Genomic DNA, 22,977 nt, shown 5'->3' on the forward strand with positions numbered 1-22,977 from the left:
AAAAGGAAGGCGAACGATGGAACTGACGCCCGGAACTCAGGCTCCCGCTTTCTCTCTGCCGGCCACCGGCGGGGCGGAGCTGTCCCTCGACAGCCTCAGGGGCAGGAACGTCGTCCTGTATTTCTACCCGAAGGACGACACCAGCGGCTGCACCTTGGAGGCCAGGAACTTCCAGGCCCTGCGCAAGGAATTCGAGGAGGCCCATACCGTGATCGTCGGCGTGTCGCCCGACAGCCTCAAGAGCCACGACAGGTTCCGGGCGAAATATGACCTGGACTTTCCCCTCGCGTCCGACGAGGGGAAGGCCATGCTGGAAGCCTATGGCGTGTGGGTCGAGAAGAGCATGTACGGCCGCAAATACATGGGCGTCGAGCGTACCACCGTGCTCATCGACCGCGAGGGCAGGATCGCGCGTGTCTGGAACAAGGTGAAGGTGCCGGGCCACGCGGAGGAGGTACTGTCCGCCGCCAGGGCGCTCTGACAGGCTGGACAACGAAGAAGGGCCGCTTCGATGAAGCGGCCCCCTGTCCTTGCTAGAGCATTTTTCGACGAAGTGGATCCGGTTCGCTGACCAAAAATGCGGCAAACCAAAGAAGAGAGCTGTTTCCACGTCAGTGGAAACAGTTCTAGTCGATGTCCTCGACCTCCTCGCCCCCGCCAAAGACGCGCTGGGCGAGCGAAGCTTCCATGAACGGATCGAGGTCGCCGTCGAGCACGTCCTGTGGGGTCTGCGACTGCACGCCCGTGCGGAGGTCCTTCACCAGCTGATAGGGCTGCAGCACGTAGGAGCGGATCTGGTGGCCCCAGCCGATATCGGTCTTGGCGGCGGCTTCCGCGTTCGCCTTCTCCTCGCGCTTCTTTAGCTCGGCTTCGTAGAGCCGGGCGCGCAGCATGTTCCAGGCGGTCGCCCGGTTCTTGTGCTGCGAGCGCTCCTGCTGGCAAGCCACGACGATGCCGGTCGGGATGTGGGTGATGCGCACCGCCGAGTCCGTCGTGTTCACGTGCTGGCCACCCGCGCCCGAGGAGCGGAACGTGTCGATGCGGCAGTCCGATTCCTTGATCTCGATGTTGATGCGGTCGTCCACCACCGGATAGACCCACACCGAGGCGAAGCTCGTATGGCGGCGGGCGTTGGAATCGTAGGGCGAGATGCGCACGAGGCGGTGCACGCCGGATTCGGTCTTGAGCCAGCCATAGGCGTTGTGGCCCTTGATCAGAAGCGTGGCGCTCTTGATCCCGGCCTCTTCGCCGTCGGTGACTTCGAGAAGCTCGACCTTGTACTTCCGGCGCTCGGCCCAGCGGGCATACATGCGCTGGAGCATGTTGGCCCAGTCCTGGCTCTCGGTGCCGCCGGCGCCCGAATGCACTTCGACATAGGTGTCGTTGGCATCGGCCTCGCCGGACAGGAGGGTCTCGACCTGGCGGCGGGCGGCTTCCTCCTGGAGGCTGCGGATGGTCTCCTCGCCTTCCGTGATCGTGCCTTCGTCGCCTTCCATCTCGCCGAGCTCGATCAGCGTGATGGCGTCATCGAGCTCCTGCTCGAGGCGCCTGATGGCGGAGATCTGATCCTCCAGCGTCGTGCGCTCGCGCATGATCTTCTGCGCGGCCTCCGCGTCGTTCCAGAGGTTCGGGTCTTCGGCTTGGGCGTTCAGTTCGGCGAGGCGGCGCTGGGCGTTGTCCCAGTCAAAGATGCCTCCTCAGCAGCCCGACTGACTGCTTGGTCTCTTCTACGAGGTGTTCGATTTCGGCGCGCATTTCGTCGTTTGGTCCGTGCCTGGGGTTGGGGGCGTCTTAAGGGGAGCGCCCCGGTGTGTAAAGCGGCTCTTCCCGCATGGCCGCCGACCGCTGCGGGCATCGGCCCGCGGCGGTCGTGCGCCTTCATGCGTTGTCAGGAAGCGCGTTTCATATGGGCCGGGAGGCGGATCAATACAATCCGCCGGGAGTCGCTCCCACGGCCCTGCGGGGCATCGCCTCCGGAGGCGCCGGCGCATATTCGGCCTGCGGGACCTCCTCCTCCTGGGCAGCATAGTATTCCGGTGGAGACTGGCCCGGCTTGAAGGCTTCGAGGATCGTGCCGCCGCCCTCGCCTCCGGCGCGGGTGCCGGTGGAAGCGTTGACGCGGATCAGCTTGATGCCCGGGGGGACGCGGAACGGCGTCGCGGGCTTGTCCTTCAGGGCCATCTGCATGAAATCGCGGAACACGGGAGCGGCGTATTGGCCGGCCGTGGCGGCATTGCCGAGGGATTTCGGCGTGTCGTAGCCGAGGAACACGCCCACGGCGAGGTCGGGCGAGAAGCCCACGAACCACACGTCCTTGGCGTCGTTTGTGGTGCCGGTCTTGCCCGCCAGGGGCTTGCCGACCGCCTTGACCGTCTGGGCCGTGCCGCGCTGCACCACGCCCTCAAGGATCGAGGTGATCTGGTAGGCAGTCAGCGGGTCGAGCACCTGCTCGCGGGTATCGGTGAGCTTGGGCGGGGCGCCGCCGTCCCATTTGTCCGCGTTGCAGGTTTCGCACTTGCGGTCGTCGTGGCGGTAGATGGTGCGGCCGCTGCGGTCCTGGATCTGATCGATGAGGGTCGGCTTGATGCGGCGGCCGCCGTTCACGAACATGGAATAGGCGGCCGTCATGCGCATGACCGTGGTCTCGCCCGCGCCGAGCGACATGGAGAGCAGCGGCAGCATGTCGTCATAGACGCCGAAGCGGCGGGCGTATTCGGTGATGACCGGCATCCCGATCTCGTTGGACAGGCGCACCGTCATCAGGTTCTTCGAATGCTCGATGCCGTAGCGCAGGGTGCGCAGGCCCGCGGACTTGCCGTCGTAGTTCGAGGGCGCCCAGGCCGCCTGCCCCGGGCCCATGTCGAGCACGAAGGGGGCATCCATGATCTGCGACGAGGGGGTGTAGCCGTTGTCGAGCGCCGTCGCGTACACGATGGGCTTAAACGAGGAGCCCGGCTGGCGCATCGCCTGCGTGGCGCGGTTGAACTCGCTCTGGTCGAAGGAGAAGCCGCCGACCATCGCGTGGACGCGTCCGGTTTGAGGATCCATGGCCACGATGGCGCCGGAAATCTCGGGCACCTGGCGCAAGCGGTACTGGCCCTGCTTGCCGTCGAGGGGCTCCACATAGACCACGTCCCCGACCGACAGGGCCCTCTCCACCGCGCGGCGGGTCCACTTCACGCCGTCGGCGGTGACGAAGCCCGTCTCCCGGTCGCGGGAGAGCTGGCCTGAGGCCTCCTTCTTCGGCTGCAGACCGATGCGGGCCCGTCCGCCGGACACCTCGAGCACGACGGCCAGACGCCAGGGCTGAACGTCGCCCATGGACGGCACCTCGGCCAGGGCCGAACCCCATTCACGGCCGGCGAGATCGAGCTTCTGCGGGGCGCCGCGCCAGCCGCGCGCCTCGTCGAAGCGCACGAGGCCGTCCACCAGGGCCTTACGGGCCATGGCCTGCATCTTGGGATCGAGGGTCGAGCGGATCAGGAGCCCGCCCTCGTAGAGCGTCTCCTCGCCGTAGCGCTCCGCGATGTCGCGGCGCACGCCCTCGGCGAAGTAGCCGGACGCGATGCTGTTCGGGGACACGACCCGCGGCGTGACCTCGAGAGGCTGCTTCTTGGCCGCCTCGCCCTGGTCCTTCGTGATGTAGCCGTTATCGACCATGCGTCCGATCACCCAGTTGCGGCGGTCGAGGGCGGCCTGGCGCTGGCGGAACGGATGATAGTTGTTCGGCGCCTTCGGGAGGGCGGCCAGGTAGGCGGCCTCGGCGATGGTCAGCTCATGGAGCGACTTGCCGAAATAGTTGAGGGCCGAGGCGGCCACCCCGTAATTGCCGAGGCCGAGATAGATCTCGTTGAGGTAGAGCTCGAGGATCTTGTCCTTCGAGAAGGTCGATTCCATTCGCAGGGCGATCAGGGCTTCGCGGATCTTGCGCTCGTAGCTCTTCTCGTTTCCGACAAGGAAGTTCTTGGCGACCTGCTGCGTGATGGTCGAAGCGCCCTGCTCGCGCCGGCCGCCGGACTTGACGTTGGCGAGGATCGCGCGGACCACGCCCTCCGGGTCCACGCCCGGATGCTTGTAGAAGTTCTTGTCCTCGGCGGACAGGAAGGCAACCTTCACGAGCTTCGGAATGGCCTGGATCGGCACGTAGAGACGCCGCTCGCGGGCGTATTCCGCCATCAGGCTGCCGTCGGAGGCATGGACGCGCGTCATCACCGGCGGCTCGTAGGTGGCGAGCTGCGCATGGTCCGGCAGGTCCTTGGAATAGAACCAGAAGCCATAGGCCACCGCCACGGCGCCGATCAGGAAGAAGATCGCCCCGACGCTGAACAGGAAGCCGAAAAATCGTAGGACAAAGCGCATCCGAAGGTATTCCGTTGACGGCGCCTCGAGGCACCTGTTTGTGCATATCCCGAACGCCGTTTCCATCGGAACAGAAGCCGGCCCAGTCTGCCCCGCTCTGTTAACCGAGGAATCGCGCCCCCGCTACGGGTATCCACACTGTATCTATGGTAAAACTGCGGCAGCGCCCTGCCGGGCGAGGCGTGTTGCAAAAAAGCGATCCACGGCCACGCTCATGGCGTTCACCATTTTTCCCCGCCATTCCTCGGACATGATCAGGTCGAGATCCTGCTTGCTGGACAGATATCCCAGCTCCACCAGGACGGAGGGAACGTCGTGGGCCCGCAGCACCTGGAAGCGGGCTTGCCGGTGCGGATTCTTGTTCAGGCGGGCGACCGAATCGAACTCGCCGACCAGGCGGGTCGCGAAATTGTGCGAGAAGCCTCGGGTCTCCCGCAGGGTCAGTTCCTGAAGGATGTCGGAAATCTCGTCCGGCATGTCGGACGATTCGAGCCCCGCCACGGCATCGGCCTTGTTTTCGCGGTCGGCCAAGCTGGCCGAGTCGGCATCCGACGCCCGATCGGCGCCCGTATAGACGGTCAGTCCCCGGACCTGCTGCCCGCCGGAGATCGAATCCGCGTGGATGGAGATGAAGAGATCCGCCTGAACCCTGCGCGCCGCACGCACGCGCTCGCCCAAGGAGACGAACACGTCCTTGTCGCGGGTCATCACGACCCGGTAGCGCCCGCCCTCCTCGAGCTTCTTCTGCAGCTTCTGGGCGAAGGACAGGACGAGGTCCTTCTCCGAGACCCCGCCCGAGGCATTGGCTCCCGGATCGATGCCGCCATGGCCCGGATCGATCACGATGACCGGGCGGGCGTCCCTCGCCGCCGCAGCCGGCTCCGCGGCCGCGGATTGAGCGGCCTTTGCGGCGCTGTCGACCGCCGCGCGATGAAAATCGTCGCGCTCGACCCGCGTGAGCTGGAGGGTCAGAAGGGCCGTGCCTCCGGGGGCGTTCGCATCGACGGTCATGCCGGAGACGACGGCGGGCTGGGCCAGCTCCATCACCACCCGGGACCGCCCCGGGGCGAAGAGGCCATAGCGGTAGGAGGAAATCAGGCCCGCCTTCTGGCGCCCGGCTTCGGGCGGCAGGTGGAACGCCACCTCCGGCAGGTCGATGATGAGCCGGTCGGGACGCTCCATGAGCGAGGCCTGGGCCGTCACCGGCTTTGACAGCGCGATCTTGAATCGGGTCGTGGGACCGTCCACCTCGACCGTCACGTCGGCTGCGATGATCGGCGCACCCGTCTTCCCGACATCGGCATTCGCCCAGGCGCGACCGCCCGCCATGGCGAAGAAGATCGCCAGAAGACCTGCGCAGACCAAGCGTATCAAGGGTTTGTGTCTCATGCTGCCGCTGGTAGTTCCGTGCTCCCTTCCTATCTCATTAAGCGGCTTTTGGTTAAGGAAGGTTCACGCTAAATCTTTAAAAGCGAGATAGTGTTGCATTAACGACACATGGTCTCGACGTCTTGCCAAAAGCCCCATTCGCTCTGTAATGATCATGACCCCGTCCGGCATGGCCGAATCTGACGGTGGACCTGAGGAGATGGTTGTGTTGACCGGTCCTCATGGACCCCGTCACCCTCGACAGGCGCTCGGAAGGGTTCAGTGGGCGATGCAGATCGCCGCTTATTTGCCGATGACCGGATTTCGTCCGGCCCATCGATTCCTAGAAAGGGCAGTCTTGAATGGTTGCGCACACGAAGTCAGCTTTGACTCTCGTACCGGCACCGTTCCAAGCGCGCGCTTCTTTTCGTGCTCGCCCTTCCCTCACCTCATCCGGCTCACAGCCGACCCGTTTCAACCCAGAATGCGCTCCTTCGAGGCGCACGATGGCGATCGACAGCACTCCGAACGCAATTCCAGCCCGCCGCCGCCTATCGCGGCGTGGCCATCCGCCTTCACTGCGGCCAATGCCTGAGGTCCTGCCCTCGATCGCCATGTCGAGAGTTCAACATGGCAAACAAGATGCTCATCGATGCCTCCCACCCGGAAGAAACCCGGGTCGTGGTGGTACGTGGTCAAAAGGTCGAAGAATTCGACTTCGAATCCGCTAACCGGAAGCAGCTGCGCGGGAACATCTACCTCGCGAAAGTCACTCGCGTAGAGCCGTCCCTCCAGGCCGCTTTCGTCGAGTATGGCGGGAACCGTCACGGTTTCCTGGCCTTCAGCGAAATCCATCCCGACTATTATCAGATCCCAGTCGCCGACCGTCAGGCTCTGCTCGAGGCCGAAGCCGAGGCTCAGGCCGAGGAGGAGCGTGAGGAGGAGCGCCGCCGCCGTCGCCGGCGCCGGTCGGCCCCGCGCCGCGCGAGCAGCCACGAGACGGTCGTCTCCTCCGAGGCCGAGGCCGGCACGGCCGAAGGCGTCGAGGCGCCCGCTCCCGCTGAGGGCACGGACGAGACCATCGACCTGATCGCCGCCGCAGGCGACTTCGAACCGGCTTCGGACGAGCCCGCCGAGACAGCCCAGGCGTCCACTTCCCCCATGGAGCCGCAGGCCTCCGCCGACGTCGAGGAAGCGGAGGCTCGGACCGCCGACGAGGCCTCGTCCGAGGATTCCGACGCTGCCGATGACGGCGACGAGGAAGAGGACGAGGAGGACGAAGCGGCCTCCGAGGACGAGAACGCCGAAGGCGAAGACGCCGAGGGCGAGGACACTGAAGGCGAGGACGAGGACCACGTCGAGCAGCTCGGCGGCGGCGACGCGATGGAGGACGTTCCCCAGCGCCGCACCCCGCGCAAGCAGTACAAGATCCAGGAGGTCATCAAGCGCCGCCAGATCCTGCTGGTGCAGGTCGTGAAGGAGGAGCGCGGCAACAAGGGCGCCGCTCTCACCACCTACCTGTCGCTCGCCGGCCGCTATTCGGTGCTCATGCCCAATACCGGCCGTGGCGGCGGCATCTCGCGCAAGATCACGAACGCGGCCGACCGCAAGCGCCTGAAGGAGATCGCCCAGGAGCTGGAGGTGCCCGAGGGAATGGGCATCATCCTGCGCACGGCGGGCGCCTCGCGCACCAAGCCGGAGATCAAGCGCGACTACGAATATCTGATGCGCCTGTGGGAGAGCGTGCGCGAGCTGACCCTCAACTCCTCCGCCCCCGCGCTCGTCTATGAGGAAGGCTCGCTGATCAAGCGCGCCATCCGCGACCTCTACAACAAGGAGATCGACGACATCATGGTCTCCGGCGAGGACGGATACCGGGAGGCCAAGGATTTCATGCGCATGCTCATGCCGAGCCATGCCAAGATCGTCCAGCCCTACCGCGAGCCGCAGCCGCTCTTCGCCAAATACGGCGTCGAGGCCCAGCTCGACGCGATGTTCTCCAATGTGGTGACGCTGAAGTCCGGCGGCTACCTGGTCATCAACCCGACGGAGGCGCTGGTCTCCATCGACGTGAACTCGGGCCGATCGACCCGCGAGCACAACATCGAGGACACGGCGCTTCGCACGAACCTCGAAGCGTCGGAGGAGATCGCCCGCCAGCTTCGCCTGCGCGACTTGGCCGGCCTTATCGTCATCGACTTCATCGACATGGAGGAGAAGCGCAACAACCGCGCGGTCGAGAAGAAGCTGAACGAGTGCCTGAAGAACGATCGCGCTCGCATCCAGGTGGGCCGCATCTCGCCCTTCGGCCTGCTGGAGATGTCCCGTCAGCGCATCCGCACCGGCGTGCTCGAATCCTCCTCGGTTCCCTGCCCGCACTGCGCCGGAACCGGCTTCGTGCGCTCGACGCCCTCCGTTGCGCTCCATGTGCTGCGCTCGATCGAGGAAACCCTCATCAAGAATTCCGGCTACAACCTCGTCGTCCGCACGCGGATGGAGGCGGCCTTCTACATCCTCAATCAGAAGCGCGTGCACCTGCGCGACCTGGAGACCCGCTTCGGCGTGGCCATCTCGATCGTGGCGGACGACTCGCTGATCGGCACCACGAACTACGTGATCGACCGGGGCGAGCCCGCGCTGCGCCTCGAGCACAAGTCGGCCGCGACCGGCATCCAGATCGACGCGATCGCACCGATCGATGTCGCGGAGGAGGTTGAGCCCGAGATCGAGGCGGAGGACGAGGAGCAAGTGGACGAGGAGGCTCGCGCCTCCGATGATGTCCGCGAGGAAGGCGACGGCAATGGCCGCCGTCGCCGTCGCCGCCGCCGTCGTCGGGGACGCGACCGCGAGGCTTTCCCTGGCGCCGCCCAGGACGAGGACGGTTCCGACAGCGACGCCCTCGAAGCCTTCGAGGGGGCCGAGCAGGAAGGCGTTGAGGTCGAAGTGGCCGATGAGGACGGCGAGACCGCCGAAGGCTCCGAAGGTTCTGACGGCAATGGCCGCCGTCGCCGCCGCAGGGGCCGCCGCGGCGGGCGTGGCCGTGGCCGCGACGAGACGATTGAAACCTTCGCCACCGAGGAAGGCTTCGTGGCTGCGACCGAGGCGGTTGCTCAGGCCGTCGGCACGCTGGACGATGAGCCGGCAGGCGTGCCCTCCGCTCCCGAGCCGGTGGCGCCGGAGCCCGTTGCGTCCGAGCTGGCTGCGTCCGAGCCCGTTGCCCCGGCCGCGGAGGCAGCCGCGTCGGAAGAGCGCATCGAGATGAAGCCCGAGCCGCAGCCTGCCGCCGAGCCGGCGGAAGCGCCGCGCCCCGTAACGCCCGAGCCGGAACCGGTCGCGGTGGTTCTCACCCCGCCCGACCCGGAGCGCCCGAAGCGGGCCGGCTGGTGGTCGAAGGCCAAGTCGGTCCTGAGCGGATCGTAACAGCCCAAAGCAAAATGCCCGGCGGCAAGCCGGGCATTCTCTTTTGAGCGTCGCCGTTGCTTTACGTCATGGCCGGGACAGGTCCGGCTACGCCTGCCTGGAGAGGCGCGGCGCCTCACTGCGGCGGGATTACCGGCACAGGGCCGGCGATGACGAAGGAGGCGTTACCTCAGCCAGCCTCTCAACCGCTCCACCGTCTCGCGGCAATCGTTTTCCGAGCCCGCGAAGGACAGGCGCATGTAATGCGAGCCCTCGATGGGATCGAAGTCGAGGCCGGGGGTGGCGGCGACGCCCGTCTCCTCCAGCATGCGCTTGCAGAAGCCGATGGAATCGTTCGTGTAGCGGGCGATGTCGGCATAGATGTAGAAGGCGCCGTCCACCGGATGCATCTCGGTGAGGCCGATCCTGGGCAGCTCCTCGAGCAGGAAGGCGCGGTTCGAAGCGTAACCCGCCTTTACCGCCTCCAGCTCCTCGGTGGCGTCGAAGGCCGCGAGCGCAGCCACCTGCGACAGATAAGGTGGCGAAATGTAGAGGTTTTGCGCCAGCCGCTCGATGGGCCGCACGAGCCGCTCCGGCACCACGATCCAGCCGATGCGCCAGCCCGTCATGCAGTAATATTTCGAGAACGAGTTGATGACGAGAGCGTCGTCGTCGGAAGCGAGCGCCGTCGTGGCGTCCTCACCATAGGTCAGGCCGTGATAGATCTCGTCCGAGACGAACCACAGCCCCAGACGGCGGCAGGTCTCGCCAAGCTCCGCCAGCGCCTTGCGCCCGATCATGGTGCCGGAGGGATTGGCCGGGCTCATGGCCAGGATGCCGTGGAGCGGCTTCTCCGCATGAGCCCTCTCGATGGCTTTCGCGGTCATGATCCAGCCGTCCGCCTTGGCGAGGGGAACGACGACCGGCTCGATGCCGAGGGCCTCCAGGATGTTGCGGTAGGCCGGGTAGCCCGGCGCGGTGATGGCCACCCTTTGGCCCGCATCGAAGAGGCTCAGGAAGGCCAGCACGAATCCGGCCGAGGAGCCCGTCGTCACGACAACGCGCTCGGCCGCAATCGAGACGCCGTAAGCGTCACGGTAATGACGGGCGATGCGCTCCCTCAGGGTGGAAACGCCGAGGGCTTCCGTGTACCCGATCCGTCCCAGATCCAGCGCGGCTTTGGCCGCTTCGCGGGCCGCGCGGGGAGCGGGGGCGGAGGGCTGGCCCACCTCCATATGGACCACGCTGTCCCCTCGCCTTTCTTTCGCCGCAGCAGCGCTCAACACATCCATGGCCAGGAAGGAAGAGACCCGGTCCATGCGGCGGGCCACCAGGGGCTGGGTCGAGTCGGCGATCAATTTCATCATGAAAAGGCTCGTAGCCCGTTGGAAGGCGGGCCTCAAGACGCTTCATAGCCGCGCAACGAAGCCGTGATTTGACGTCGCGCTCCCCAAGCCGCTAACTCGCGCCAGATATGTCGCCCAGCCGGGCCTCGAACCACCGCGCCGGCCGGGCTCGGATAGGAAACGCCGAAAAGGATCGAATATGCGCTTCTCGCTTCTCAACGCCTGCCGGGCCATGACCCTGTTGGGCGCCCTCGCCGTCGCCCCGGCCGCCCAGGCCCAGAACGCCGTCTTCAACGAGCAGCAGAAGCAGGCGATCGGCGACATCGTGAAGGAGTACCTTCTGAAGAACCCGGAAGTGCTGACCGAGGTCATCAGCGAGCTTGAGAAGCGCCAGGCCGAGGCCCAGCAGGTCGCCCAAGCGAGCGCCGTCCAGGAGACGAAACAGACGCTTCTCAACGCGCCTCATTCCTATGTGACCGGAAATCCCTCCGGCGACATCACCCTCGTCGAGTTCTTCGATTACAACTGCGGCTACTGCAAAAAGGCCCTCGCCGACCTGCAGACGCTCATGAAGAGCGACCCCAAGCTGCGCGTCGTGCTCAAGGATTTCCCGGTTCTCGGGCCCGATTCCGTGGAGGCCAGCCGCGTGGCCCTCGCCGTTAAGAACCAGCTGCAGGGCCAGAAGCTCTTCGATTATCACGTGAAGGTTCTGGAGAGCCGCGGCCGCGTCAACGGCGAGCGCGCCATGGCGGTGGCCAAAGAGATGGGCGTCGACATGACCAAGCTCCAGAAGGACGTGGACAGCGCCGAGGTGCGCAACGCCCTGCAGGAGAACATGGCGCTGGGCGACAAGCTGAGCCTCACCGGCACTCCCGCCTTCATCATCGGCGAGGCCGTGATCCCCGGCGCGGTTGGTATCGAGCCGCTCAAGCAGCTGATCGGCAATGTCCGCTCCTGTGGCAAGGCCACCTGCGGCTAGTTCCACGCTGCCATGAACGACCCGTCATGGCCGGGCTTGGCCCGGCCATCCACGCCTTGAGCGGCCCGAAACGGGGATCCCCGGAACAAGTCCGGGGATGACGAGACGGAGCGTCAGGACTGGGAAAGAGGGCCATTTCCTCCAGCACGCCCTTACGGAAAGGGCGCCAAGCTCTGGAAAGACTTGGTTTTCCCCTTCCCCCATGCTCGCCTTTTGGCTAAGAGGGCGTCTCTGCTCCGCCTGTCGGAGCTTCATGGAATGCTCCTTTCGCGATGATCAACGTCCACGTCCTGAACGGACCCAACCTCAACCTGCTCGGCCGCCGCGAGCCTCAGATTTACGGCAGCACCACGCTGGCGGACATCGAGAAGCTCGTCCGCGACAAGGGGGAGGCCCTGGGGCTGGCGATCACGTTCCGCCAGTCCAACCATGAGGGACATCTGGTCGACTGGATCCAGGAGGCGGGAGCGCAGGGTGCCGGCATCGTCATCAATGCAGGCGCCTATACCCACACCTCGATCGCTCTGCGCGATGCCATCGCCGGCAGCGGCGCTCCGACGGTCGAGATCCATCTTTCCAATGTTCATGCTCGCGAAGGCTTTCGCCATCGCTCGCTCATTGCACCCGTGTCAGTCGGCGTGATCTGCGGCTTCGGTCCCACGAGCTACCTGCTCGGGCTGGAAGCGGTTCACCGTGTCATGGTCGAGCGGGCCCGGCTTCCCAAGCCCTCCCAGCACTAGTTCCTCAAGAAAAAGAGGTGAGCCCATGGCCAAGGACAATCCTTTCGATCCCGAACTCGTCCGGGAGCTGGCGAATATGATCGCCGATACGGATCTCAGCGAGATCGAAGTGGAGAAGGGCGACCTCCGCATCCGCGTGGCGCGCACGATCCATGCGGCCATGACGGTTCCGGTCGCGGCTCCCGCGGCGCTGGCTCCGGCTCCGGTGGTCGCGCCGCCTCCGGCCGCGGCCGACGCGTCGGCTGCCAAGCCTGGCGCGCCGCATCCGGGTACTGTGCTCTCCCCGATGGTCGGCACCGCCTACCGCAAGCCCTCGCCCGACGCGAAGGCCTTCGTGGAGATCGGTTCCAAGGTCCAGGCCGGTGACAAGGTCCTGCTCGTGGAAGCGATGAAAACCTTCAACGAGATCGTGGCGCCCCGCGCCGGCACCGTGACCGCCATCTATGTCGAAGACGGAACACCTGTTGAATACGGCGAACCCCTCCTCGTCATCGAGTAAGGCGCGACATGTTCGATAAGATCCTCATTGCCAACCGAGGCGAGATCGCCCTGCGCATCCTGCGCGCGGCGAAGGAGCTCGGGATCGCCACCGTCGCGGTGCATTCCACCGCCGACGCCGACGCCATGCACGTACGCCTCGCGGACGAGAGCGTCTGCATCGGCCCGCCGGCCGCCCGCGACAGCTACCTCAACATCCCGGCCCTGATCGCCGCCTGCGAGATCACGGGCGCGGACGCCATCCATCCCGGCTACGGCTTCCTCTCCGAGAACGCCCGCTTCGCCGAGGTGCTGGAGCATCACCGCATCGCCTTCATCGGCCCCAAGGCGGAGCACATCCGCATCATGGGCGACAAGATCGAGGCGAAGCGCACCGCCAAGCGGCTCGGCATTCCCTGCGTGCCCGGCTCGGAGGGCGGCATCACCGATGAGGACGAGGCCAAGAAGGTCGCCAAGAGCATCGGTTACCCCGTCATCATCAAGGCGGCCGCCGGCGGCGGCGGACGCGGCATGAAGGTCGCCCGCACCGAAGGCGATCTCGTCCATGCGCTCCAGACCGCCAAGACGGAGGCCAAGGCCGCCTTCGGCGACGATGCGGTTTATATCGAGAAGTATCTCGAGAAGCCGCGCCATATCGAAATCCAGGTTCTCGGCGACGGCAAGGGCAACGCGATCCACCTGGGCGAGCGCGACTGCTCCCTCCAGCGGCGCCACCAGAAGGTTTGGGAGGAAGGCCCCTCGCCGGCCCTGAACGTGGAGATGCGCGAGCGCATCGGCGGCATCGTGGCGAAAGCCATGCAGGAGCTGCAATACGCCGGCGCCGGCACCATTGAGTTCCTCTACGAGGACGGGGAGTTCTACTTCATCGAGATGAACACGCGCATCCAGGTGGAGCACCCGGTGACCGAGATGATCACCGGCATCGATCTGGTGAACGAGCAGATCCGCGTCGCGGCAGGCCACCCGCTCTCGGTGACGCAGGACGACATCAGGATCGAAGGCCACGCCATCGAGTGCCGCGTGAACGCCGAGCATCCCTCGACCTTCCGTCCCTCGCCCGGTACGATCAGCTACTTCCATCCCCCGGGCGGCCTCGGCGTGCGCGTGGATTCAGCGGCCTATCAGGGCTACCGCATCCCGCCGCATTACGATTCTCTCGTGGGCAAGCTCATCGTGCACGGTCGCACACGAAACGAGTGCCTCATGCGCCTGCGCCGGGCGCTGGACGAGTTCGTGGTGGATGGCGTCGACACGACCCTGCCACTCTTCCGCACCCTCGTGCGCAACCCGGACATTCAGAACGGCCAGTACGACATTCACTGGCTCGAGAGCTTCCTGAAGACGGGCGGGCTGGAGGAGGCCTGACCGGTCCCCCTCTTCCTCCCGGCCGACGGTGGCGAGGCGATCAGGCACGGGCCTCGTCGCCCCTGACTCGAACCGGGGGAATGATCGCGCCCCAAAATCTGCGGGGCCCCGGCCTAACCTTGGGTGCTGGTCGTTCTATGTTTACTGACAAGGCCCGAACGATTGGACATGTTGGTGAATGACCCGGTCTGCCGACGATACCATCACCATCACGCCTGAGATCCTGCTCAAGGCCTATGCGGCCGGCATCTTTCCCATGGCGGAGGACGCGGACGATCCGTCCCTGTTCTGGGTCGAGCCCCGGGAGCGCGGCATCATTCCCCTGGACGCCTTCCACGTTCCCAAGCGGCTCACCCGCACGATCCGCTCGGATGAGTTCGAGGTTCGCGTCGACAGGGATTTCGATGCGGTGATCGCCGGCTGCGCGGCTCCTGCCGCCGACCGGGAGAAGACCTGGATCAACCGGCGCATCCGGGATCTTTATGGCCAGTTGTACGATGCCGGTTTCTGCCACACGGTCGAGGTCTACCGGGATAACCGCCTCGTGGGCGGGCTCTACGGGGTGCGCCTCAACGGAGCCTTTTTCGGCGAGAGCATGTTCCACACGGAGCGCGACGCCTCGAAAGTGGCCCTCGTTCACCTTGTGGCCCGGCTGAAGCGGGGCGGTTTCACCCTCCTCGACACGCAGTTCGTGACCTCGCATCTCGCCCAGTTCGGCGCGATCGAGATCCCCCGCCGTGCCTACAAGCAGATGCTGCGCACGGCCCTGGAGCACGACGGCGACTGGTACGCCTGGCCCAAGGGCCGGACCGTCAGCGGCGAGGAAGCCCTCGCCGCACTCTAGCGCATCGGGCGCAGAGGGAATCCAACTAGCGGTCCGTATTGATGAGGGGGGCGTTCTGGTTGAAATCCGGGGTGGCTCGCCGGGCGGGCTGGCGGGGCTGTTGCGGAGCGGCGCCGAGCGGTGGCGCGGGCGGCAGGGGTCGCGCGGAATCGGCCGGAGCCGCGACGGCGCCGGGACGGGCGGGCTCCGCCGAGGTGCGTTGTGTGCTCGGCTCGATCGGAGGCAATTCCTCCGGGGTCTCCTTGGGCTCGGCGATCACCTCGGTGCCGCCTTTGCACTCCACGAGCCAGATGTCGTAGACCGGATGCTCGATGCCGTGCAGGCCGGGACTCGAAGCAAACATCCAGCCGGAGAAGACCTTGCGGGTGCTCCCGTCGGTGCCGGTCTCTTCCACCTCGACGAAGGAGGTGGTGTTCGGCGTCTCCGTCGCCGGCTTGGTGAAGCAGACGTGCGGCGTCATCTGAAGCGCGCCGAACTGCACGGTCTCGTCGATTCTCACCTCGAACGAGACGATTCGTCCGGTGATCTTGTCGAGGCCCGAAAACACCGCCGTCGGGTTCTTGATCCTGTCCGCCTGGGCCGCACCCGCCATGCCGATGGTCGATGCGAGCACCAGGGCAGCCCGCGTCCATTCGAACTTCATTGTCGTCATCCATGCCCCTTGTGAGCCGGCTGTGGAGCCAAGATCGTTCCCTATGGGTTCCGGCCACGCGATAACACGCGAACCGTGATGGAAAAAGGGCAATCGGGAGATGGAGGCCCTTTGGAGCCCCTTCGCCCGAACCTTGTCCGGAGGGGCTCCTCGTCCCGAAATCACCGCTCCAGGGGATTGGGAGCGGGCGCCTTCATCACGTCGCCCTCACGCTCCCGGCGCTCGAAATGAGCCGTGGAGCAGACGACGGAGCATAGAATGCCGCGATCCGACCAATAGGAAGGGCCGTTCTCGCTCTTGCCGGCGTGGTAAGAGAAAGCGGCGTGGCCATAGGGCAGGCCACACTCGATGCAGGTGCGGATGTCGAGGCGCTTCAGCATGACAGGATCAGGAGCGAGGCCTCAGCGGCTCACTCGCCCGGCGTCCAGGGAACATAGTCGCCGGTCGCGGCGGGGCGCTGGCCGGTCGAGAGCTGGGAGCCCTGCGGACGGTAGGCCTGGGGCGTGCCGGTCATGTTGGGCACGTAAGGCTTCTCCCAGGAGCGCGGCTGATAGTTTTCCTCGCTCGGAGGCACATCGCCGTTATGGCAAAGCCAGGCGCGCCAGCCGGGAGGAACCTTCGAGGCATCGGCCTCGCCGTTGTAGACGACCCAGCGGCGCTCGGCGCCTACATTCGTGTCGATCGCCTCGGCCTGGGTATAGCGGTAATAGCGGTTGCCGAACTCGTCCTGGCCCACGAACTGACCTTTGCGCCACGTGAAGAACCGGGTGCCGAGGGTCTGCCCGTTCCACCAGGTGAAGAACTGCGTCCAAAACTGTTTCATGCGTCTGCCATAGGGGTCGGAAAGCTGGCCGGAATATGGCGTCGGATTTCCGAGAAGTCCAGGAAGGATTGCGCCCACGCCCGGCTCTCCTGTGCTCACGCAAAAGGGGCGCGTGGAGCGCCCCTCACGAGTTCGGATAAGCCTAACGCCTCCGTAGGCCTCAAACTGGCTCAGCTTTGAGGCTGTCCTACCGCCGGACGACCCGCCGCGCGGCATAGGCCCCGCCCGCCCAGATCAGGGCCGCGGCGATGCGGACGGGGAACAGCGTCAGGGCGTCGGACCGCACGGGCGCGATCCAGGGGAGGCCCAGGAGGCCGATCCCGTAGGACACCAGGATCGACAGGCCGAGCGCCGCGATGGCGGCGATCGCGACCTTGCCGAACTGATCGGCCTTCCAGCCGAGCAGCACGGCCACGACGATCAGCACCGGATCGAAGGCGGCGGGCAGCCAGTCCCAGAGCTGGACGACGGGTACGGTCGGTCCCACCGGGCTCACGCCCACCAGGGTTGGGGCAAGGCGATGCGGCCCGCCGCGTCCTCGATGACCTGGCCGGCGGCGAAGAGGGTCTCCTCGTCGAAGGCGCGGCCGATGAGCTGCAGGCCGAGCGGCAGGCCCTGCGAATCGAGCCCCGCCGGCACCGCGATGCCGGGCAGGCCCGCCATGTTCACCGTCACGGTGAAGATGTCGTTGAGGTACATCTCCACCGGATCGCCGGAGCCCTTCTCGCCGATGCCGAAGGCAGCGGAGGGCGTCGCGGGGGTCAGGATGGCATGGACGCCCTGGGCGTAGACCTCCTCGAAATCGCGCTTGATGAGGGTGCGGATCTTCTGGGCGCGCACGTAATAGGCATCGTAATAGCCCGCCGAGAGCACATAGGTGCCGATCATGATGCGGCGCTTGACCTCGCGGCCGAAACCGGCGGCGCGGGTCTTCTCGTAGAGGTCGACGATATCGCGGCCGTTCTCGCGCAGGCCATAGCGCACGCCGTCATAGCGGGCGAGGTTCGAGGACGCCTCGGCGGGGGCGACGATGTAATAGGCCGGCAGCGCGTATTTGGTGTGCGGCAGGGACACCTCGACGATTTCGGCCCCGGCGGCGCGCAGCCATTCCGTGCCCTGACGCCAGAGCGCCTCGATCTCCGGCGACATGCCGTCGACGCGGTATTCCTTCGGGATGCCGATCTTGAGTCCCTTCACGCCACGGGTGACCGCCGCCTCGAAATCGGGCACGGGCAGGTCCACGCAGGTGGTGTCCTTGGCGTCGGGACCCGCCATCGAGCGCAGCATGATGGCGGCATCGCGCACCGTACGGGTGATGGGCCCAGCTTGGTCGAGGGACGAGGCGAAGGCCACCGTGCCCCAGCGGGAGACGCGGCCATAGGTCGGCTTGATGCCCACGGTGCCCGTGAAGGCGGCGGGCTGGCGGATCGAACCGCCGGTATCCGTGGCGGTCGCGCCGAGGCACAGGTGAGCGGCGACCGCCGCGGCCGAACCGCCGGACGAGCCGCCGGGCACGAGGTGCGTGCCCTCGATCTGGCCGGACGCGCCCGCGCTCACGTTCGAGCCCTCGCGCCGCCACGGCGACACGACCGGCCCGAAGGCGCTGGTCTCGTTGGAGGAGCCCATGGCGAACTCGTCCATGTTGAGCTTGCCGAGCATCACCGCGCCGTCGTTCCAGAGGTTCTGGGTGACGGTGGATTCGTAGGGCGGCGTGAAGTTGCCGAGGATCCTGGAGCCGGCGGTGGACACCACCCCTTCCGTGCAGAACAGGTCCTTGATGCCGAGCGGGATGCCTTCGAGCGGACGGGCTTCGCCCTTGGCGATCTTCTCGTCGGAGGCCTTGGCCTGGGCGAGCGCCTTCTCGGGCGTCTCGAGCACATAGGCGTTCAGCGCCCTCGCCTTCTCGACGGCCGCGATATGGGCCTGCGCGAGCTCGGCAGCCGAGAAGGTCTTGGCCTTCAGGCCGTCACGGGCCTCGGAAATCGTGAGATGGGTCAGTTCGGTCACGGGGCTGGATCTCTTATTCGGCGGCGAACAGCGCCATATTCTTCGGGAGATCCCCGGGGCGCGCTTCGCTTGCCCGGGGATGGTCGCGTAAAAGGCTGGCCGCCTCTTACTCGACCACCTTCGGCACCAGGAAGAAGTTGTCCTCGGTGGCGGGAGCGTTCCGGATGATCTTGTCCGGATAGCCGCCATCGGTCACGCCGTCCTGGCGCTTCTTCATGGTCATGGGCGTCACGGAGGTCATGGGCTCCACGCCGTCCACGTTCACCTCGTTGAGCTGCTCGACGAAGGACAGAATCGCGTTGAGCTCGCCCTGGAGGTGAGGCACCTCCTCGTCCGTCACGGCGATGCGCGCCAGATGGGCGATGCGGCGGACCGTTTTCTCATCGACCGACATGAATGGTCATACCCCTTGGAATTCCGATGGGCGGGCTATAGCACCCGCCCGCGCCGGGGGGCAACGGCGGATGTAAGCCACGGGCCGACATGGATCCGGCTCATCGTCACCCCGGACTTGATCCGGGGATTGCCGGGGCTTATCCCCGGATCAAGTCCGGGGACGGCCATGACGGGGAAACGCCACGATCGACGAGCCTAAATCCGCACCGCCACCGTCTTGTGGGGCACCACGACCTGGACGCCCTTGCCCTCCATGGCGGCCACGAACCGGTCCGCGTTCGGCACGAGCGGCGGGAAGGAGGCGTAGTGGCAGGGGATCACCGCCTTCAGGTTGCCGAAATAGCGCTGGACCGCGAGCGCCGCGACCTCCGGGCCCATGGTGAAGCGGTCGCCGATCGGCACCATGGCGATCTCCGGCTGGTGGATCTCGGCGATGAGCGCCATGTCGCCGAAGATGTCCGTGTCGCCCATGTGATAGACGGTCGGCTCTCCGGGAGCCTTCACGATGATCCCGTTGGCGGGGCCGAGGGGGAAGTTCACGTCCATCTCCACAAGGCCGGAGGAATGGTCCGCCCGCACCAGGGTGACGGTGAAGCCGTCCTGATCCGTCGTGCCGCCCGTGTTCATGGGATCGACGTTCTGAACGCCCTGCTTCGCCAGGTACATGCAGAGCTCGAAATTGGTGACGACCTTCGCGCCCGTCGCCTTCGCGATCTCGACCGTGTCGCCCACGTGGTCGCCGTGGCCATGGGTGAGAAGGATATGGCTCACGCCCTCGGTGACCTTCGCCCGGTCCCCTTCGAAGGCCGGGTTGCCGGTGAAGAACGGATCGATGAGAACGGCATTGTCGGCGAAATCGAGCCGGAAGGCCGAATGTCCAAACCAAGTGATTTTCATGAGGCACCTTCGCTAGAGCATCGTGCGGACCCGGAGGGCCGCAACAAACGATGCTTCTACCTTAAGAAAGCATCGGATGGATTCCAAAAGAGCAGGTCCACTTTTCTCGTCCGATGCGGGAGAGCGAGCATGAAGATGGGGCGCGGCCGGCACTCGGCCACCGCCTGGAGGAACTAAACGCGCCTCCTTGTCTTTTCAACCTCAGCAATAAAAACGAATCACGCTGGAGGAAAGTCATGGCACGCCTGATCGCCAGTCTCGCCCTTGCCGCCGGCCTCATCGCCAGCGCGAGCGCATCTGCCGTCGAAATCGCGATCTCGTGCAGCGCACTCGGCAAGGAATATGAAATCTGCAAGCAGGGCGTCGACGCCTGGGCTGCGAGAACCGGCAACACGGTCAAGATCGTCTCGACGCCCAATTCGGCCACCGAGCGCCTCGCCCTCTACCAGCAATTGCTGGCTGCCGGCGCGGGCGATATCGACGTGTTCCAGATCGACGTGGTGTGGACCGGCATCCTTGCCGATCACCTTCATGACCTCACCGCGAAGGCCCGGGGCGACATCGGCGGCCACCTGCCCGCCATGGCCGAAACGAGCCAGGTGAACGGCAAGGTCCTGGCCATGCCTTGGTTCGCCGATGCGGGTCTGCTCTATTACCGCCAGGACCTGCTCGACAAGTACAAGCGCCCGGTGCCGCAGACCTGGGCCGATCTAACCGAGACCGCGCGCATCATCCAGGAGGGCGAGAGGAAGGACGGCAAGGGCGACTTCTGGGGCTATGTCTGGCAGGGCCGCGCCTATGAGGGCCTGACCACCGTCGCCCTCGAATGGATCGCCTCCACCAACGGCGGCACCATCGTCGACGAGAAGGGCGAGATCACCGTGGAGAACCCCAAGGCGGCCGAGGCTCTGAAGACCGCCGCGGGCTGGGTCGGCACCATCACGCCCGAGGGGGTGCTCAACTACACGGAGGAGGAAGCGCGCGGCGTTTTCCAGGCCGGCAATTCCGCCTTCATGCGCAACTGGCCCTATGCCTGGGCGTTGGCGCAGGGCGCCGACAGCAGCATCAAGGGCAAGGTCGGAATCGCGCCCCTGCCGAAAGGCGGCCCGGACGGACGCCACGTGGGCACCCTGGGCGGCCAGTTGCTCGCCGTCTCGAAATATTCGAAGAACGCCGATGCCGCCATCGACCTCGTCATGTACCTGACGGGCCAGGAGGAGCAGAAGCGCCGGGCGGTCCAGGGCTCGTTCAACCCCACGATCGTGTCGCTCTACGGCGACGCCGATATCGCAAGGGCGAACCCCTTCATCGGGGAGCTTGCCGACGTGTTCTCGAACGCGGTCGCCCGCCCGGCGAGCGTGACGGGCCAGAACTACAACAAGGTCTCAACCGAGTTCTTCAACACGGTCCATGCGGTGCTCTCGAAGCGGGCCCAGCCCGAGCAGGCGCTCAACCGCCTCGACCGCGACCTGAAACGGATCAAGCGCAACGGCTGGCAATGAGCATGTCCGGCGCTGCCCTTCAGGCGTCCGCCCCCGCGCAGGAGCGAGTGCCGGGAGGCCGCTCCTCCCTCACCCGCTCACGGGTCCGCTCCGCGTGGATCTTCGTCGCGCCGACCCTTGTCGTGCTGGCGCTCATCGCCGGATGGCCCCTGGCGCGCACCATCTGGTTCAGCTTCACGGATGCCAGCCTCAACAGCCTCGACGATTACCAGTTCATCGGCTTCGAGAACTACCTCGCCAATTACGACGGCGAGTGGCTGGGCCTGCTCACCGATCCCGACTGGTGGCATTCCGTGTGGAACACGGTGTGGTTCACAGGGGTCTCCGTGTCCATCGAAACCGTGCTCGGCACCATCGTGGCCCTGATCCTCAACGCGTCCTTTCCGGGACGCGGCCTCATGCGCGCCGTCATCCTCATCCCCTGGGCGATCCCGACGGTCGTCTCCGCCCGCATGTGGAACTGGATGCTGCACGACCAGTTCGGCGTGATCAACGACATGCTCCTGCGCCTTGGACTGATCGCTGCGCCCATCACCTGGACGGCCAGTCCCGATACGGCTTTGTGGACCGTGGTGATGGTGGACGTGTGGAAGACCACGCCCTTCATGGCGCTTCTCATCCTCGCCGCCCTCCAGATGCTCCCGGGCGACATCTACGAGGCCGCGAAGGTCGATGGCGTTCATCCGGTGAAGGTCTTCTTCAGGGTGACGCTGCCGCTCATCAGGCCCGCCCTCGTCGTGGCGGTGATCTTCCGCGCCCTCGACGCGCTGCGCGTCTTCGACCTGATCTACGTGCTCACCGCCAACTCCCGCGACACCATGTCGATGTCGGTCTTTGCGCGCCAGCAACTCGTGGACTTCCAGGAGGTGGGCCTCGGCTCGGCGGCCTCCACCCTCATCTTTCTGATCATCGCCCTGCTGATCGTGATCGCCATGGCGGCGGGCCGGGTTCGCCCGAGCGGAGAGGCGCGATGAAGATTCTCGCCCGGATCGGATTCTGGCTTCTCGTGGCGGGGATCGGCCTGTTCTCGATTTTTCCGTTCTACTACGCGGTGATCTCGTCCTTCCGCTCAGGAAACGATCTTTTCTCGGTGGCCTATCTGCCGGAGCGGCTCGACCTCTCGAACTACGTCGCGGTGTTCGAGCGCCAGCCCTTCGGCACGAACATCCTCAACTCCATCGTGGTGGCGGCCTCGGTCGTGGCCCTGTCGCTCGCGCTCGGGATCACCGCCGCCTATGCGTTCGGGCGCATCCGCTTTCGCGGACGATCGCTGCTGCTCATGACGATCCTGGCGGTGTCCATGTTCCCGCAGGTGGCGGTGCTGTCGGGCATGTTCGAGCTGATCCGCGGCTTCGGGCTCTACAACACCCTGCCCGGGCTGATCCTCGCGAATCTCATGCTCACCCTGCCCTTCACCGTCTGGGTGCTCACCACCTTCATGCGCGAGTTGCCGAAGGAGATCGAGGAGGCGGCCTTCGTCGACGGGGCCACGCCGTGGATCGTGGTGCGCCGCGTCTTCCTGCCGCTCATGATGCCCGCCGCCGTGACCACCGGCCTCCTCGCCTTCATCGTGTCGTGGAACGAGTTTCTCTTCGCCCTGACCTTCACCCTGACGAACGAGCGGCGCACCGTGCCGCCCGCCATCGCGCTCATGAGCGGCTCGACGGCCTACGAGCTGCCCTGGGGCACGATCATGGCGGCGTCGGTGATCGTGACGCTACCGATCATCGCGCTGGTGCTCGTGTTCCAGCGCAAGATCGTGGCGGGCCTCACCGCGGGCGCGGTCAAGGGATAGCCTTCGA

At 65.9% G+C, this 22,977-nt stretch carries 21 protein-coding genes; 10 read left to right on the plus strand and 11 right to left on the minus strand.

Annotated features, from left to right (window positions below; all coding sequences use genetic code 11):
• Positions 1-16 precede the first annotated feature (16 nt).
• Positions 17-481, plus strand: a complete 465-nt coding sequence (locus tag E4K09_RS05105; RefSeq protein WP_134495674.1) for a peroxiredoxin — start codon at positions 17-19, stop codon at positions 479-481.
• 145 nt (positions 482-626) lie between these two features.
• Here the strand turns inward: E4K09_RS05105 and prfB are convergent.
• From prfB to E4K09_RS05120, 3 genes are all read right to left on the minus strand, one after another.
• A protein-coding gene (gene prfB, locus E4K09_RS05110; RefSeq protein WP_134495676.1) for a peptide chain release factor 2 occupies positions 627-1,755 on the minus strand; the annotation gives its coding sequence in 2 pieces (ribosomal slippage) (positions 627-1,685 and positions 1,687-1,755; 1,128 coding nt in all).
• Between the two features lie 168 nt (positions 1,756-1,923).
• Complete coding sequence (locus E4K09_RS05115) at positions 1,924-4,359, minus strand: penicillin-binding protein 1A (RefSeq protein WP_134495678.1); 2,436 nt, start codon at positions 4,357-4,359, stop codon at positions 1,924-1,926.
• A 144-nt stretch (positions 4,360-4,503) separates the two neighbouring features.
• Positions 4,504-5,748, minus strand: a complete 1,245-nt coding sequence (locus E4K09_RS05120; RefSeq protein ID WP_134495680.1) for an N-acetylmuramoyl-L-alanine amidase — start codon at positions 5,746-5,748, stop codon at positions 4,504-4,506.
• 609 nt (positions 5,749-6,357) lie between these two features.
• On the opposite strand from E4K09_RS05120, the gene E4K09_RS05125 reads away from it, so the two are divergent.
• Positions 6,358-9,147, plus strand: a complete 2,790-nt coding sequence (locus E4K09_RS05125; protein ID WP_134495682.1) for an Rne/Rng family ribonuclease — start codon at positions 6,358-6,360, stop codon at positions 9,145-9,147.
• A gap of 164 nt (positions 9,148-9,311) precedes the next feature.
• Here E4K09_RS05125 and E4K09_RS05130 read toward each other — a convergent pair whose 3' ends face one another.
• Positions 9,312-10,493 carry a pyridoxal phosphate-dependent aminotransferase gene (locus tag E4K09_RS05130; protein WP_244610366.1) on the minus strand — a complete coding sequence of 394 codons (1,182 nt, stop codon included), beginning with the start codon at positions 10,491-10,493 and terminating at the stop codon, positions 9,312-9,314.
• A 178-nt stretch (positions 10,494-10,671) separates the two neighbouring features.
• Between E4K09_RS05130 and E4K09_RS05135 the strand changes: the two genes are divergently transcribed.
• From E4K09_RS05135 to aat, 5 genes are all read left to right on the plus strand, one after another.
• Entirely contained in the window at positions 10,672-11,451 is a 780-nt protein-coding gene (locus tag E4K09_RS05135) for a DsbA family protein (RefSeq protein WP_134495683.1), read from the plus strand.
• Positions 11,452-11,723: 272 nt separating this feature from the next.
• Positions 11,724-12,191 (plus strand): type II 3-dehydroquinate dehydratase, encoded by a 468-nt coding sequence (gene aroQ / locus E4K09_RS05140; protein WP_134495684.1) that lies wholly within the window; start codon positions 11,724-11,726, stop codon positions 12,189-12,191.
• A 25-nt stretch (positions 12,192-12,216) separates the two neighbouring features.
• Complete coding sequence (gene accB / locus E4K09_RS05145) at positions 12,217-12,690, plus strand: acetyl-CoA carboxylase biotin carboxyl carrier protein (protein WP_134495685.1); 474 nt, start codon at positions 12,217-12,219, stop codon at positions 12,688-12,690.
• An 8-nt stretch (positions 12,691-12,698) separates the two neighbouring features.
• On the plus strand, positions 12,699-14,054 hold the full coding sequence (gene accC, locus E4K09_RS05150; protein ID WP_134495686.1) for an acetyl-CoA carboxylase biotin carboxylase subunit: 1,356 nt from the start codon (positions 12,699-12,701) through the stop codon (positions 14,052-14,054).
• A gap of 178 nt (positions 14,055-14,232) precedes the next feature.
• Positions 14,233-14,898, plus strand: a complete 666-nt coding sequence (gene aat, locus E4K09_RS05155; protein WP_134495687.1) for a leucyl/phenylalanyl-tRNA--protein transferase — start codon at positions 14,233-14,235, stop codon at positions 14,896-14,898.
• A 25-nt stretch (positions 14,899-14,923) separates the two neighbouring features.
• On the opposite strand, the gene E4K09_RS05160 is transcribed toward aat, so the two are convergent.
• From E4K09_RS05160 to E4K09_RS05190, 7 genes are all read right to left on the minus strand, one after another.
• Positions 14,924-15,541 carry a DUF2155 domain-containing protein gene (locus E4K09_RS05160; RefSeq protein WP_134495688.1) on the minus strand — a complete coding sequence of 206 codons (618 nt, stop codon included), beginning with the start codon at positions 15,539-15,541 and terminating at the stop codon, positions 14,924-14,926.
• Positions 15,542-15,711: 170 nt separating this feature from the next.
• On the minus strand, positions 15,712-15,930 hold the full coding sequence (locus E4K09_RS05165) for a hypothetical protein (protein WP_134495689.1): 219 nt from the start codon (positions 15,928-15,930) through the stop codon (positions 15,712-15,714).
• A gap of 29 nt (positions 15,931-15,959) precedes the next feature.
• Positions 15,960-16,373 carry an NADH:ubiquinone oxidoreductase subunit NDUFA12 gene (locus E4K09_RS05170; RefSeq protein WP_134495690.1) on the minus strand — a complete coding sequence of 138 codons (414 nt, stop codon included), beginning with the start codon at positions 16,371-16,373 and terminating at the stop codon, positions 15,960-15,962.
• A 187-nt stretch (positions 16,374-16,560) separates the two neighbouring features.
• On the minus strand, positions 16,561-16,869 hold the full coding sequence (locus E4K09_RS05175; protein WP_134495691.1) for a hypothetical protein: 309 nt from the start codon (positions 16,867-16,869) through the stop codon (positions 16,561-16,563).
• Positions 16,866-18,380, minus strand: coding sequence for an Asp-tRNA(Asn)/Glu-tRNA(Gln) amidotransferase subunit GatA (gatA, locus tag E4K09_RS05180; RefSeq protein WP_134495692.1), 1,515 nt, complete (start codon positions 18,378-18,380; stop codon positions 16,866-16,868). Before gatA ends, E4K09_RS05175 begins: the two co-directional genes overlap by 4 nt.
• Before the next feature lie 106 nt (positions 18,381-18,486).
• On the minus strand, positions 18,487-18,774 hold the full coding sequence (gene gatC / locus E4K09_RS05185; RefSeq protein WP_134495693.1) for an Asp-tRNA(Asn)/Glu-tRNA(Gln) amidotransferase subunit GatC: 288 nt from the start codon (positions 18,772-18,774) through the stop codon (positions 18,487-18,489).
• Positions 18,775-18,971: 197 nt separating this feature from the next.
• Entirely contained in the window at positions 18,972-19,673 is a 702-nt protein-coding gene (locus tag E4K09_RS05190) for a metal-dependent hydrolase (protein ID WP_134495694.1), read from the minus strand.
• A 236-nt stretch (positions 19,674-19,909) separates the two neighbouring features.
• Here E4K09_RS05190 and E4K09_RS05195 point away from each other — a divergent pair, with 236 nt between their 5' ends.
• Genes E4K09_RS05195 through E4K09_RS05205 form a run of 3 tightly spaced genes read left to right on the plus strand, consistent with a single transcriptional unit; the run spans position 19,910 to position 22,970 of the window.
• Positions 19,910-21,175 (plus strand): ABC transporter substrate-binding protein, encoded by a 1,266-nt coding sequence (locus E4K09_RS05195; RefSeq protein ID WP_134495695.1) that lies wholly within the window; start codon positions 19,910-19,912, stop codon positions 21,173-21,175.
• Between the two features lie 2 nt (positions 21,176-21,177).
• The gene (locus E4K09_RS05200) at positions 21,178-22,149 is read left to right on the plus strand and encodes a carbohydrate ABC transporter permease (RefSeq protein WP_134495696.1); all 972 of its coding nucleotides are present in this window, start codon (positions 21,178-21,180) and stop codon (positions 22,147-22,149) included.
• Complete coding sequence (locus tag E4K09_RS05205; RefSeq protein ID WP_134495697.1) at positions 22,146-22,970, plus strand: carbohydrate ABC transporter permease; 825 nt, start codon at positions 22,146-22,148, stop codon at positions 22,968-22,970. The genes E4K09_RS05200 and E4K09_RS05205 overlap by 4 nt, the downstream gene beginning before the upstream one ends.
• Positions 22,971-22,977: the final 7 nt, after the last annotated feature.

The organism is Microvirga pakistanensis (genome assembly GCF_004458765.1).
GTDB lineage: Bacteria > Pseudomonadota > Alphaproteobacteria > Rhizobiales > Beijerinckiaceae > Microvirga > Microvirga pakistanensis.